The organism is Paenibacillus sp. 453mf, assembly GCF_900116105.1.
In the GTDB taxonomy this organism is placed as follows: Bacteria; Bacillota; Bacilli; order Paenibacillales; family Paenibacillaceae; genus Paenibacillus; species Paenibacillus provencensis.
In genome coordinates this window covers 41,142-54,264 of sequence record NZ_FPAC01000011.1, presented here as the reverse complement: position 1 = coordinate 54,264, position 13,123 = coordinate 41,142, and the positions used below count along the sequence as shown (strand labels likewise).

12 protein-coding genes, 8 tRNA genes and 1 rRNA gene are annotated in these 13,123 nt (G+C 46.6%); all 21 read left to right on the top strand.

Features of this window, described 5'->3' with window-relative positions:
• Positions 1-187, top strand: a 23S ribosomal RNA gene (locus BM415_RS23385); the annotation flags it as partial.
• A 153-nt stretch (positions 188-340) separates the two neighbouring features.
• Positions 341-432: transfer RNA gene (locus tag BM415_RS23380), tRNA-Ser, on the top strand.
• A gap of 66 nt (positions 433-498) precedes the next feature.
• Positions 499-575, top strand: a tRNA-Met gene (locus BM415_RS23375).
• Between the two features lie 9 nt (positions 576-584).
• Positions 585-660, top strand: a tRNA-Val gene (locus BM415_RS23370).
• 5 nt (positions 661-665) lie between these two features.
• Positions 666-741, top strand: a tRNA-Thr gene (locus BM415_RS23365).
• A gap of 15 nt (positions 742-756) precedes the next feature.
• A tRNA-Asp gene (locus tag BM415_RS23360) sits at positions 757-833 on the top strand.
• 95 nt (positions 834-928) lie between these two features.
• A tRNA-Phe gene (locus BM415_RS23355) sits at positions 929-1,001 on the top strand.
• A 12-nt stretch (positions 1,002-1,013) separates the two neighbouring features.
• Positions 1,014-1,099: transfer RNA gene (locus BM415_RS23350), tRNA-Tyr, on the top strand.
• Positions 1,100-1,107: 8 nt separating this feature from the next.
• A tRNA-Lys gene (locus tag BM415_RS23345) sits at positions 1,108-1,180 on the top strand.
• A 229-nt stretch (positions 1,181-1,409) separates the two neighbouring features.
• The gene (locus BM415_RS23340) at positions 1,410-2,522 is read left to right on the top strand and encodes a PucR family transcriptional regulator (protein ID WP_091161705.1); all 1,113 of its coding nucleotides are present in this window, start codon (positions 1,410-1,412) and stop codon (positions 2,520-2,522) included.
• A gap of 143 nt (positions 2,523-2,665) precedes the next feature.
• Positions 2,666-3,790: an ABC transporter ATP-binding protein gene (gene ugpC, locus BM415_RS23335; RefSeq protein WP_091161703.1), complete on the top strand. Its 1,125-nt coding sequence runs from the start codon at positions 2,666-2,668 to the stop codon at positions 3,788-3,790.
• Between the two features lie 352 nt (positions 3,791-4,142).
• Positions 4,143-5,081 (top strand): HPr(Ser) kinase/phosphatase, encoded by a 939-nt coding sequence (hprK, locus tag BM415_RS23330; RefSeq protein WP_091161702.1) that lies wholly within the window; start codon positions 4,143-4,145, stop codon positions 5,079-5,081.
• Between the two features lie 75 nt (positions 5,082-5,156).
• Positions 5,157-6,179, top strand: a complete 1,023-nt coding sequence (lgt, locus tag BM415_RS23325; protein ID WP_091161701.1) for a prolipoprotein diacylglyceryl transferase — start codon at positions 5,157-5,159, stop codon at positions 6,177-6,179.
• 6 nt (positions 6,180-6,185) lie between these two features.
• Positions 6,186-6,830, top strand: coding sequence for a pyrophosphatase PpaX (gene ppaX / locus BM415_RS23320; protein ID WP_091161699.1), 645 nt, complete (start codon positions 6,186-6,188; stop codon positions 6,828-6,830).
• Between the two features lie 2 nt (positions 6,831-6,832).
• Entirely contained in the window at positions 6,833-7,354 is a 522-nt protein-coding gene (locus BM415_RS23315; RefSeq protein WP_091161698.1) for an acyltransferase, read from the top strand.
• 226 nt (positions 7,355-7,580) lie between these two features.
• A complete protein-coding gene (locus tag BM415_RS23310) occupies positions 7,581-8,801 on the top strand; it encodes an ATP phosphoribosyltransferase regulatory subunit (RefSeq protein WP_091161696.1) in 1,221 nt (406 codons plus the stop codon).
• 33 nt (positions 8,802-8,834) lie between these two features.
• The gene (gene hisG, locus BM415_RS23305) at positions 8,835-9,470 is read left to right on the top strand and encodes an ATP phosphoribosyltransferase (RefSeq protein WP_091161695.1); all 636 of its coding nucleotides are present in this window, start codon (positions 8,835-8,837) and stop codon (positions 9,468-9,470) included.
• A gap of 175 nt (positions 9,471-9,645) precedes the next feature.
• Positions 9,646-10,932 (top strand): histidinol dehydrogenase, encoded by a 1,287-nt coding sequence (gene hisD / locus BM415_RS23300; RefSeq protein ID WP_091161693.1) that lies wholly within the window; start codon positions 9,646-9,648, stop codon positions 10,930-10,932.
• Positions 10,933-11,040: 108 nt separating this feature from the next.
• On the top strand, positions 11,041-11,667 hold the full coding sequence (gene hisB / locus BM415_RS23295) for an imidazoleglycerol-phosphate dehydratase HisB (protein WP_091161691.1): 627 nt from the start codon (positions 11,041-11,043) through the stop codon (positions 11,665-11,667).
• A 4-nt stretch (positions 11,668-11,671) separates the two neighbouring features.
• Entirely contained in the window at positions 11,672-12,295 is a 624-nt protein-coding gene (gene hisH / locus BM415_RS23290; RefSeq protein ID WP_091161690.1) for an imidazole glycerol phosphate synthase subunit HisH, read from the top strand.
• A gap of 76 nt (positions 12,296-12,371) precedes the next feature.
• Complete coding sequence (gene hisA / locus BM415_RS23285) at positions 12,372-13,118, top strand: 1-(5-phosphoribosyl)-5-[(5-phosphoribosylamino)methylideneamino]imidazole-4-carboxamide isomerase (protein ID WP_170862597.1); 747 nt, start codon at positions 12,372-12,374, stop codon at positions 13,116-13,118.
• Positions 13,119-13,123: the final 5 nt, after the last annotated feature.

The following is a 13,123-nucleotide window of genomic DNA, read 5'->3' as shown; positions in this document are numbered from 1 at the left end:
AGGAGCACCGCTGGGTAGCTATGTACGGACGGGATAAGCGCTGAAAGCATCTAAGCGTGAAGCCCCCCTCAAGATGAGATTTCCCAACTAGTAAGACCCCTTGAAGACGACGAGGTAGATAGGCTGGGGGTGGAAGTGCAGCAATGCATGGAGCTGACCAGTACTAATCGGTCGAGGGCTTATCCAAAAAAACACCCCACAAAGTGAAGTGAATGCTTCCGGAGTAAATTCCGAATACTTTGCGGGGACCCCGAGAATAACGGGGAAAGCAATAAATCGCAGATTGTTTCGTATCTAGTTTTCAGGGAGTAAATCCTTGAAGGAAAATTACACATCTTTTGGAGAGATACCCAAGTGGCTATAAGGGGACCCTCTGCTAAGGGGTTAGACTGCGTAAGCGGTGCGAGGGTTCGAATCCCTCTCTCTCCGCCACTAATTATCTAGTTGATTTTCAGAATCGGCTGTGATAACATAGGACAAGTTGTGTGATAAAAATATGGCGGTGTAGCTCAGCTGGCTAGAGCGTACGGTTCATACCCGTGAGGTCGGGGGTTCGATCCCCTCCGCCGCTACCATATTATCCTGGAGACTTAGCTCAGCTGGGAGAGCATCTGCCTTACAAGCAGAGGGTCGGGGGTTCGATCCCCTCAGTCTCCACCATATACGCCGGTGTAGCTCAACTGGTAGAGCAACTGACTTGTAATCAGTAGGTTGGGGGTTCAAGTCCTCTCGCCGGCACCATTTTTCATAAAGTTAGGAACTGTGGTGTAGAGGCCTAACATGCCTGCCTGTCACGCAGGAGATCGCGGGTTCGAATCCCGTCAGTTCCGCCATTTAACTTTTTGAGAAATGTCAATGAAGCACATGTTCCACGTATAAAGTGGGAAGGGGTTTACCCGACACTTTATTTTTTTTGCCACAACACCTTGGCTCGGTAGCTCAGTCGGTAGAGCAGAGGACTGAAAATCCTCGTGTCGGCGGTTCGATTCCGTCCCGAGCCACTTTTTAATCCTGGAGGATTAGCGAAGTGGCCAAACGCATCAGACTGTAAATCTGCTCCCTTACGGGTTCGGTGGTTCGAATCCATCATCCTCCACCAGTTTTTATGAGCCATTAGCTCAGTTGGTAGAGCACCTGACTTTTAATCAGGGTGTCGAAGGTTCGAGTCCTTCATGGCTCATCACTAAAGTCATCAGTTCAATACTGATGGCTTTTTTTGTTGTATAATGAGTTCATTGCTTGGCCGTGTTTTTTGGAACATAGTCCTTTATAATAAAAATAATGAAGATAAAGATGTGCTTATAATCATTGAACCATCATTGATATCGAATAATCATGCATAAATATCTAAATACGCTTGCTCTACTTATTGATTTAAACATAAAGTCGCAAAGTGGTGAGGAATTGTGATGGATCATAAATCGTTATTACAGAAGCTGCAGCACATTATGGAGACACCGTTCGAAATTAATGGACTTCAAACCATAGAGAATGCCAAATTTAAAGCTGAAGAGAGTTTAGGAGAAGCGTCGTTCATTGTGAATGATCGGCTGTATTTTCATTTGAGTAATGAAAATCAAGAGCAGCCACTTGTGATATCTGTCCCAGCTCATCAGGTTAGTGCATCAGAGAGAGCTTTAATCGAATGGATTATTACTTCTATGCAGTCTGCTTCTCCGATGCATGCGGATCATACAACAGAGCAGTCTAATATGAATATGCTGGGCGCCTGGATTATTGAACAGATCGACAGTTCGGATGCAGTAACTATACCAGAAGGACTGGATAATCTTACATCTGTTTTTAGAGTAGGGATCGTTCCCTTTTATATAACGTATGAGGGCGGACATGATTCTGGTGTTGCTCCAAAATCGATGTACAAGCTGCTTCAATCTTACTTTGGCGGAGAGATCATGCTTGTACTCTTGCAACAAGATAAATGGCTCGTTCTTGCAGAAGAAGCTATGGTTCTGGATCGGACAGAGTTAAAAGATGTGGATCAAGGTGCGGAAAGAACAGAACTGGCACTTGAGAGCGAACTGATGGCATTTGCCGAAGGCTTATATGAAGTCGTAGCTAATGAGTGGGTAGGCGTATTTAATCTATCCGTTCATTCTCCGCTGTATTCCTTGGACAGCCTGCCGCACGTAACCTCTCTGCTGATGGAGACGATTCAGCTTGGGAAGATTTTTAGAATGAGTGAACATGTGCATTTCCCTTGGCGGTTTACACTTGAGCGCTTGGTATCCAGAATACCAGAAGAGCAGAGATCAAGTTATTTGAACGAGGTGAAAGATTCCTCCATACTATTTGATGAAGAAACGATATCAACACTAGAGATTTTCTTTCAGCTGGATTGTAATGTCAGTGAAACCGCAAAACGTCTCTACATTCACAGAAATACCCTGATATACCGGCTGGACAAGATTAAGCAAGAGACCGGTTTAGATGTTCGAAGCTTTAAGGACGCCGTTTTGGTGAAGCTGACACTGCTCTTGTACAAAGTGACGAAAAGGCTCTGATTTTTTTGTATGAATTGTGCATAGTCATAAGAGACCGAACTAGGTTAATATAAGAACAGAAAATGAATTCGATTACATTATTGATATTGCTGTGTGTATTCGTTTACATGAATTAATGAAATTATGCTGAGGAGGCAATAATCATGGCTGGTGTACGTTTAGAACATATCTACAAACAATATCCAGGTTCAGATAAGGCGACGGTAGTTGATATCAACTTAGACATTAAGGATAAAGAGTTTCTGGTACTTGTAGGTCCTTCCGGTTGCGGTAAATCCACAACACTTCGAATGATTGCCGGCCTTGAGGAAATCTCCGACGGTAAACTATATATCGGTGATCGTGTCGTTAACGACGTGGCTCCAAAAGACCGCGATATCGCGATGGTATTCCAATCCTATGCCTTGTATCCGCATATGAACGTATATCAGAACATGGCATTCGGTTTGAAGCTTCGTAAAGTGAAAAAAGAAGAAATCGATAAGAGCGTTCGCGAAGCAGCTAAAATTCTCGATATCGAGCATTTGCTGGATCGCAAACCAAAAGCTCTTTCCGGTGGTCAGCGTCAGCGTGTCGCATTGGGACGTGCGATCGTCCGTAATCCTCAAGTCTTCTTGATGGATGAGCCGCTCTCCAACTTGGATGCTAAACTTCGTGGACAGATGCGCGCGGAGATTACTAAACTGGCTAAACGTTTGGAAACAACCGTTATCTACGTAACGCATGACCAAATCGAAGCAATGACGATGGGTGATCGTATCGTTGTAATGAAAGACGGATATATTCAACAAGCGGCTTCTCCGGAAGAGCTGTATAACAATCCGACGAACTTGTTCGTTGCCGGCTTTATTGGATCTCCAACAATGAACTTCATCAAAGGTAAGCTGTCTCAGCAAGGAGACACTCTTCGCTTTACAGCTACTGGTGTTGATGTAGAGATCCCGCAAGGGAAAGCTCAGATTCTGAAGAGCAAAGGCTATGCGGGTAAAGATGTGATTCTGGGTGTTCGTCCAGAAGATATTCATGAAGAGCCTGTATTTCTGGAAGCTTCCCCACACACTGTGTTTACGGCTAAAGTAGATGTAAGTGAGAACCTTGGTCATGAATTGCTCTTGTACCTCAGCGGTGTAGGCAGCGATGTTACTATTGCCCGTGTTGATGGACGCTCCAATACTCGTGATGGCAGCACTGTAAAAATGGCAATCGACATGAACAAAGTTCATATCTTCGATATCGAAACAGAAGCTAATGTACTTGTTCAAGACTAAGATCTTTGGACAGAATAGAGAGGGTTGTCTTGGCTTAGCGCCAGGGCAGCCCTTTTCATTTTATATTAGTACTGAATAAATCATTCATGGCATGAACATTGCATTCAGACCTAATTTCCTATACGATAATGACATTGAAACTTCCGATTATAGGTAAAGAGATGTACATAACATATGTTAACCGAATCAATTTCATAACTCATTAAAAAGGTGAATCGAAACTATATAGACAAAAAATCAATTTGATCTATATATATCCCTGATTTAAGCAGCTAAAGGTATTATGAAATTGATTCAACAGCAAGATAATTCGCAGGAGTCATCCTGATTGTAATGGAAGGAAGAATCCAACATGGCTAAAAAAGTAAAAGTAACAGAGCTAGCTAACGAATTTCAGCTTGAGGTCGTTTCAGGCGAGAAAGGTCTTAAGCGGCCTATTACAGTAGATGATCTGAACAGACCAGGCCTTGAAATGGCCGGTTATTTTGAATACTATCCAACGGAACGAGTACAGCTGCTGGGCAAAACAGAGCTTGCCTTCTTGCAGATGCTGCCTGAAGAAGAGCGTCGAGATCGAATGAGCCGTTTATGTCATGAAGAAACACCGTGTATTGTGGTGACTCGCGGTCTGGATGTGCCTCAGGAGCTGGTTGATATCAGTAATGAGCGTGATCTGCCTGTTCTGCGCAGTTCAATGTCGACAACGATCTTATCAAGTCGTATTACAGGTTTCTTGGAGGGTAAGCTTGCACCAACGACAACCATTCATGGGGTTTTGTGTGATGTGTATGGCATTGGTCTTCTCATTACAGGAAGCAGTGGGATTGGTAAGAGTGAGGCAGCTCTTGAACTCGTAAAACGGGGTCACCGCCTTGTCGCGGATGATGCAGTCGAAATCAGCCAAACGGCAGATAATCAATTACATGGTACCGCACCTGAGCTCATCAGACATTTGCTTGAGATTCGCGGAGTGGGGATTATCAATGTAATGACACTATTTGGTGTGGGCGCTATTCGGAATCACAAGAGGATTACGCTTGTTGTTCGGCTTGAGGCTTGGCAGCAGGATAAGCAATATGACCGTCTTGGGCTTGACGAGGAGACGACTCGTATTATTGATACGGATGTGCCGCTCGTTACGATTCCGGTCCGCCCTGGCCGTAACCTGGGTGTCATTATTGAAGTAGCAGCTATGAACTTCCGTTTGAAACGAATGGGTGTTAATGCTGCGCTTCAGTTTACGAACAAACTGACGGCAACGATTGCAGAAGACAATGATGATATGGACTGATTATGTCCATACCTATGCACCTATCGACGCGAATAAAGTATAACAAAAGTGATGATAAATTTAAGGAGTGGACAAATGGGTACCTTATTACTTGATCCTATTGCTTTTTCCATTGGTTCTCTTAATGTTCATTGGTATGGGCTGATATTAGGGACTGCAGCCATTGTAGGCTTACTGCTGGCCATGCAGGAAGGCAAACGTTTCGGTATACCTTCTGATTTCTTTATGGATTTATTACTGCTGGGTGTCCCTTCGGCCATTATCGGGGCAAGGATTTATTATGTTGCCTTTCAATGGGATGACTACAAGGACAACTTCTGGGATGTGTTTAAGATATGGCAGGGCGGTATCGCCATATATGGTGCGCTGATTGGCGCAATCATTTGTGCATTTTTCTATTTCAGGCATAAAGGATATAACTTCTGGCGAATCGTAGATATTTGTGCGCCAGGATTGCTTATCGGTCAGGCCATCGGCCGTTGGGGGAACTTCGTTAACCAGGAGGCATACGGTGGATCTGTGGAAGAATCTTTCCTGAGAAATACACTTCATCTGCCTGACTTTATTGTTAATCAGATGAACGTGCAAGGTACATATCATCATCCGGCATTTTTGTACGAATCGGTTTGGAATATCGTGGGCTTGCTGATCCTGTTTATTCTGCGTCGTCAGAAGTTCATGCGTGCCGGCGAGCTGTTCATGTCCTACTTCATCTGGTACTCTATCGGACGTTTCTTTATCGAAGCACTGCGTACAGACAGCCTGGCATTCCAAGGTCCAGAATGGCTTGCATCGATGATTCACGGTATGTGGTCACCTATGATCGCTATGGGCTTCGAAATGGGTTATTTGGATCCCGAATATGGCAATATCCGGATTTCGCAGCTGCTGTCTATCGCTTTTGTATTGATTGCAATCGTTCTGATCGTTGTGCGCCGAGTGACTGGTGCCTCCAAGGAACGTTATTCAGATCCGATTGTGTCAACGAAGACACCGGCAGTTAAGGAAGATGACGAGCTGACAAGTATGGATAAAGAAAAGGACATCAAAGATGCTTCTCACAGCAACAAGGGGAGCTCTGATCAGAAAAAGGAGTAGTCCAGCATGATTAACACCGTTTTATTTGATTTAGATGGAACAATAATAGATACGAACGAGCTGATTATCAGCTCGTTTCTGCATGTCCTGGATCAGCTTGGTCCAGGAGCTCTTCCGCGCGAGGAGATTATTCCGCATATGGGCGGAACCCTGGAGCAGCAGATGCAGGCTTTTACAGGGAAGTCAGATGTAGCTGAGTACGTCACAGGCTATCGTGCATACAATGCGATCCACCATGACGCAATGGTTAATCCGTTCCCTCATGTTACAGAGGTCTGCGAGAAGCTTCGTGAGCAAGGAATCCGGATGGGGGTTGTAACGACAAAAATTCGGCCAAGCACGCTCAAGGTGCTTGAAATGTATGATCTTAAGAAGTATATGGAGGTCATCGTTACAGTATCGGATGTGACGCATCCCAAACCGCATCCGGAACCGGTTCAGAAGGCAGTTGAAGAGCTCGGAGCCGATCCAGCCCAAACCTTAATGGTTGGTGACAGTCCAGTTGATATCCAGTCAGCGAAAGCAGCTGGAGTCAAAGCGGCGGGAGTGGCTTGGTCATTGAAGGGTGAGGCGAAGCTGCGGGAGTACGGCCCGGATTATATTTTGCATGATATGAACGATATATTGACTATAATCCAGAAGGAGCAGTAAACGTGAGAAAGGTGGAGCGTTATCCTGTAGAGGGGCACAATGCACTATGGCATATTTACCGTACGGTGAGTCCCTTTAAAGGGGTTCGCAATTTCATCTGGATCCAGCTCTCAAGATACTGCCCTATCCTGCCATTAAAGAACTGGATCTATCGAAGCCGGCTTCGTATGAAGGTAGGAGATTATACCGCATTTGGACTTATGGTGATGGTGGATGTGTTTTTTCCGGAAAGGATCAAGATTGGCACAAACTCCGTCATTGGATACAACACTACAATTCTCGCACATGAGTATCTCATTAAGGAATATCGGCTAGGAGATGTTATCATAGGTGATAATGTGCTGATTGGAGCAAATTCAACGATCCTGCCTGGAGTCACCATTGGAGATGGTGCGGTCGTTGCTGCCGGTTCCGTTGTTCATAAGGATGTTGCGCCGGGTGCTTTTGTTGGCGGCAATCCGCTTCGTGAGCTGAAGTCTAAGGCCGTTATCCCCAGTGATAGTGAGTCAACAGAAACAGAATAGGTATGACTTGGATAGAAAAAGGACCCGGCTGCAGGTCCTTTTTGCATATAAAAAAGCTTCATTATTGTGAGTGCAGACAACCTCTTGCAATTCAAGGTGAATTGACGTGCCATGGAAGACGTGATATTATATCGAATAATTCTTTAATTTGTTAGATTGGTAGTACATTAACGCAATAAAGATATTGTTCGTGATTAAAATATAAATAAAATGAGGGGAAATTCATATGTCTAAACCAAAGGGTTTCGAAAAACCAGCTGGTGTACGCGATTATCTGCCTCATGTGGTTGATAAACTGCGCCGCATCGAGCATCGGGTACTGGAGTGCATGGGCAGCTGGGGATATCGTCAGATCATAACACCCTCCATGGAATACTATGACACCGTGGGTGTTGCCAGCTCTACCTCGGATCGGAAGCTATTTAAACTGCTTAATAATCGGGGAACTACACTTGTCCTTCGTTCTGATATGACAGCACCGATTGCACGGGTTGTATCTTCACTTCTCAAGGAGGAGAAGCTGCCTCTGCGTCTGTCTTATCATGCAAATGTGTTTCGGGCGATTGAAGAGGAAGCAGGAAGGGAAGCGGAATTCTTTCAGACCGGTGTGGAGCTGGTTGGAGACGACTCGCCGGAAGCGGATGCAGAGGTTGTCGCTCTGGCTATTGCTTCTTTGAAAGCTGCAGGAGTTCAGTCCTTCAAGATTGCGATGGGACATGTAGGATTCTTGAACGGACTCTTTGAAGAGATTGTTCCGGGTCAGAAGGAATTGCAGAAGGAGCTTAAGGAAGTCCTGCTGAAACGTGACTATGTCGGTTATCGTGAGAAGATTGATGCATTGCCTCTGGAAGATGAATCGAAGGAACGGATGAACGCGATTCTCCGCCTACGTGGAGGGAAGGAGATTTGCAGCAAGGCAGAACAGCTGAGTACAAGCAGTGAAGCCCGCAGCTCCATGAACCATCTCTGCAGCGTGTGGGAAGTGCTAGAAGCCTACGGCGTATCACAGCATGTTCTGATTGATCTGACGATGATTGGTGACTTTTCTTATTACACAGGTATGACCTTTGAGGGATACGCAGCAGAGCTGGGTTCACCCGTATGCAGCGGAGGCAGATATGACAAATTGCTGAAGCAATTTGGAAAAGATGTGCCTGCTACCGGTTTTGCTCTCAAGACAAACCGAATTGTCGACGGAGTAAGAGGAATTCGTGTAGAACAGCCGCTCCCTGTACTTATTGAATATACCAAGGAGCACCGGGCAGAGGCTTTGTCACGGGCAGGCGAGATGAGAAGCGAAGGACGGATTGTTGTAACCAGGCTGATGGGAAGAGATGACGATTGTTATAACCAGGCAATAGAAATGGGGGAGCAGGGCTCCAACTATGCGGTGTCTATGCTCCAGGGAAAATATGAGAAGGTATATACTTACAGTAATTCAATATAAGTCAGCAGAAGGCAGAGGGAGGGAGTATCAAGCATGAGCGAAATTTTGAAGGTAGCTATGCCGAAAGGAAGAATATATAAGAAAGCTTCTGAGCTGTTTCGTGCGGCAGGCATTGCAATTCCAGCGGATATCGATGAATCCCGCAAGCTGGTCATTCCACTGCCAGAGGCACAGCTTGAATTTATTATGGCCAAGCCGGTAGATGTTCCAACTTATGTAGAGTATGGAGCAGCCGATATCGGTATTGTCGGTAAGGATGTCTTGTTAGAGGAAAACAAAGACGTGTATGAGCTGCTTGATTTAGGGATCGCTCGCTGCCGAATGTCGGTCATCGGACTACCGGACTGGGAGCCAGGCATCAGGCAGCGAGTGGCCACGAAATATCCGAATGTGGCTTCACAGTATTTTAGGGAGCAGGGCCAGCAAGTAGAGGTCATTAAGCTGAACGGGTCAATTGAGCTTGCTCCATTAATCGGTTTGGCCGACCGGATCGTTGATATGGTCGAGACCGGACAGACGCTTCGCGAGAACGGGCTCATTGAATTCGAAAGCATGTTTGAGATCACTAGCCGATTGATTGCAAACCGGGTAAGCTACCGAATGAAGAATGCACAGATTCAGAGTTTATGTGATGCATTGCAGCAGGTTATTACAGCACCTGCTGAATAGATGATAAATAGTTCACGGCATGAAATGATAGAGCTGCTTCATTGATGTAATCCCTGACAATATAAGGTTCAACATGACCTTGATCTATGGAATGAACAATTAAGCAACTGAATACTTAACAAGATAAATAAAGGATTGTAGCCCTGAAGGTATGTTGATAAAGGAGGATTGGAAGATGAGAATCGTACCGGCGAAGGAGTTCCGTCTACAGCGTGATGTGGATTATGGAACGAAGGAACAAAATGAAGCGGTTCGTCAAATCATTCAGGATGTCCGGAGCGATGGAGATGCAGCTGTGCTAAAGTATACTGCTCTCCATGACCGGACCGAAATAAGTGCAGCTGAGCTGAAGGTGACCGAGGCGGAGATGAATGCAGCTTATGATGTAGTGGAGCCTTCATTTATCACCGCGATTCGAGCAGCTGCGCACAACATACGTAAATTTCATGAGAAACAGAAACGAAGTTCCTGGATGGACTTTGAGCCTGATGGAAGTCTGCTCGGACAGATTATCCGGCCGCTGGACCGTGTCGGTGTCTACGTGCCGGGCGGCAAGGCAGCATATCCTTCCTCTGTGCTGATGAATGTCATTCCAGCACAGGTGGCCGGTGTGCGTGAGATTGTGATGGTGACGCCGCCGGCTACGAGCGGCGGCGAAGGCGTTGACCCGTACATTCTCGTGGCTGCTGCGGAAGCAGGCGTTAACGAGATGTACCGGGTGGGCGGCGCGCAGGCGATTGCCGCCTTGGCTTACGGCACGGAGAGCATCCAGAAGGTCGACAAGATCTGTGGACCGGGCAATATTTATGTGGCGCTCGCGAAGCGTGAGGTGTTCGGGGCCGTCGATATCGACAGTATTGCAGGCCCGAGCGAAATTGTGGTCCTGGCGGATGAAACCGCGAAAGCGGACTATGTTGCCGCCGACCTGTTATCTCAGGCGGAGCACGACGAAATGGCGTCCGCCATCCTTGTGACGACATCCCAGCAGCTGGCTGAAGAGGTACAGCGAGAGGTGGAAGAACAGCTTAGCAAGCTGCCGAGAGAAGACATTGCGAGAGCTTCGGTCGAGGCGCATGGAGCGATTATCGTCGTGAGCTCCCTGCTTGAAGGCATTGAGGTTGTGAACCAGCTGGCACCGGAGCATCTTGAAGTGATGGTGGCGGAGCCGATGTCTTATGTATCTTATATCCGTCATGCTGGAGCGATCTTTCTCGGACCGTACAGCTCTGAGCCGGTAGGGGATTATTTTGCAGGGCCGAATCATATTATTCCGACCAACGGAACGGCAAGATATGCATCGCCGGTCGATGTGGACGATTTTACGAAAAAATCGAGTCTTATCTATTACAGCAAGGAAGCGCTCCTCAGGAATGGAGAAGCCATTATGGAGCTGGCTCGTCATGAAGGATTAGAAGGGCATGCACGAGCGATTGAAATTAGATTACAGCAGGAACGCAATTAATTGCATAAGATGATTTCTAACTGCCCTGCGTTTGCTTTAAGCAAGAGTATAAATATCAAAACAATCATAACGAAATAAGAGCGAGATGCTGGAGAGCGGAGGCGTAAAATGGGAAATCAGGACAACAGCGTTAACAGTTTTATTGAAGAAGGCCGCGGAGCAAGTGTCAGCCGAAAAACGAACGAGACCGACATTCAGCTTGCCTTCGGTGTGGATGGAACAGGTCGTTCCGAGATTGAGACAGATGTACCTTTTCTGAACCATATGCTTGACTTGTTCACGAAGCACGGGCAATTTGATCTCCAAGTCGTCGCCAAAGGCGATATTGAAATTGATGACCATCACACGGTGGAGGATATCGGCATTTGTCTGGGGCAAACGTTGCTAACTGCATTAGGCGATAAAAAAGGAATCAAGCGGTATGCAAGTGTGTTTGTTCCGATGGACGAGGCTCTGGCGCAGGTTGTCATTGACATCAGCAATCGTCCGCACTTTGAATATCGGGCAGAGTATCCTTCCCAGCAGGTAGGAAGCTTCTCCACAGAGCTGGTACAGGAATTTCTGTGGAAGTTCGCGCTTGAGGCACGAATTACGCTTCACGTTATCGTTCATTACGGACAAAATACCCATCATATGATCGAGGCTGTGTTCAAGGCGCTCGGAAGAGCACTGGATGAAGCGACAGCAGTCGATCCGCGTGTTACCGGTGTGCCATCAACGAAGGGAGTGCTGTAGCCTTATGACCATAGCCATTGTTGATTACGGAATGGGGAACCTGCACAGCGTAAGCAAGGCTGTCGAAAGACTGGGTTATACCGCACTGGTAACAGGGGATGAACAAGAGATTCTAGGGGCTGCCGGCGTCATTCTGCCGGGTGTAGGGGCATTTGGAGATGCGATGCAGCATCTTCGGGAAGCGAAGCTTGATACCGTCATTAAGCAGGTGAGCGAGGATGGAACACCGCTGCTCGGCATTTGTCTAGGAATGCAGCTGCTATTCAGCAGAAGTGAGGAGCACGGGAATCATGAGGGTCTCGGTATTTTGCCGGGGAATGTTATAAGGTTCGAAGAGAGGGCAGATTACAAGGTTCCGCATATGGGATGGAATGAGCTCGAATTTATACATCAGGACAGCCCCCTGTTTGAAGGACTGGAGGAAGGCCATGTGTACTTTGTCCATTCTTATCACGCTAAGCCTGAAGTAGAATCAAATCTGCTGGCGGTTACAGATTATGGTTATCCGGTGACGGCCATTGTCGGCCATGGCTCCGTGTATGGTATGCAGTTTCATCCCGAGAAGAGCGGGAAGCTTGGGATGCAGCTCTTAAACAATTTTCTGCGTTTAGCAGAAGCTTCTGAATGAGGTCTTGAGGACATAATGTAGCGATAGTTCAAGTTGATGTGAGAATCAAGAGAAGATGGGGGAGGCCTGAATTAGTATGTCTTTGTTCACTATATATCCAGCCATTGATATTCTAGGCGGCAAATGTGTAAGGCTGGTACAAGGAGACTATAACCAGGAGACTGTGTACAACGACAATCCGGTTGCAGCCGCTAAGGAATGGGAAGCACAAGGGGGCACCTTCATTCATTTGGTCGATCTTGATGGAGCAAAGGAAGGCAAGCCAGTTAATGCAGAAGTAATCGGACAGATTGCTTCCGCTGTAAATGTTCCTGTACAAGTCGGAGGCGGTCTCCGCCGAATAGAGGATGTGGAACAGCTTCTGTCTCTTGGCGTCAGTCGGGTTATTCTCGGCACTGCGGCAATCGAGGATCGAAAATTTACAGAAACCGTACTAGCTTCATATGGTGACAAGGTGGCTATTGGCATTGATGCACGAGATGGCTATGTTGCGACGAGAGGCTGGCTTGAAACTTCTCAGGTCAAAGCAGAGGTACTCGCCAAGGAGCTTGCCGCATACGGAGCTAAGACTTTTATTTTCACGGATATTTCGAGAGACGGAATGATGCAGGGGCCAAATATTGAAGCCATTGTATCATTAGCTGAAGTCAGTGGACAGCAGGTCATTGCATCAGGAGGAGTCAGCACGATGGAGGATCTTGTGCGTCTTCACAGATACAGAGATCAGGGCGTCAGCGGCGCAATCGTTGGAAAGGCATTGTATACGGGTGCCGTTGATCTGAGGCAGGCCATCGAAACGATCAATAACAGTGGTTTAACATAGACGAA

Excerpts from the sequence above, each read along its gene's own strand:
- BM415_RS23340 (WP_091161705.1), top strand. The coding sequence starts at position 1,410 with ATGGATCATAAATCGTTATTACAGAAGCTGCAGCACATTATGGAGACA.
- ugpC (WP_091161703.1), top strand. The coding sequence starts at position 2,666 with ATGGCTGGTGTACGTTTAGAACATATCTACAAACAATATCCAGGTTCA.
- hprK (WP_091161702.1), top strand. The coding sequence starts at position 4,143 with ATGGCTAAAAAAGTAAAAGTAACAGAGCTAGCTAACGAATTTCAGCTT.
- lgt (WP_091161701.1), top strand. The coding sequence starts at position 5,157 with ATGGGTACCTTATTACTTGATCCTATTGCTTTTTCCATTGGTTCTCTT.
- ppaX (WP_091161699.1), top strand. The coding sequence starts at position 6,186 with ATGATTAACACCGTTTTATTTGATTTAGATGGAACAATAATAGATACG.
- BM415_RS23310 (WP_091161696.1), top strand. The coding sequence starts at position 7,581 with ATGTCTAAACCAAAGGGTTTCGAAAAACCAGCTGGTGTACGCGATTAT.
- hisG (WP_091161695.1), top strand. The coding sequence starts at position 8,835 with ATGAGCGAAATTTTGAAGGTAGCTATGCCGAAAGGAAGAATATATAAG.
- hisD (WP_091161693.1), top strand. The coding sequence starts at position 9,646 with ATGAGAATCGTACCGGCGAAGGAGTTCCGTCTACAGCGTGATGTGGAT.
- hisB (WP_091161691.1), top strand. The coding sequence starts at position 11,041 with ATGGGAAATCAGGACAACAGCGTTAACAGTTTTATTGAAGAAGGCCGC.
- hisH (WP_091161690.1), top strand. The coding sequence starts at position 11,672 with ATGACCATAGCCATTGTTGATTACGGAATGGGGAACCTGCACAGCGTA.
- hisA (WP_170862597.1), top strand. The coding sequence starts at position 12,372 with ATGTCTTTGTTCACTATATATCCAGCCATTGATATTCTAGGCGGCAAA.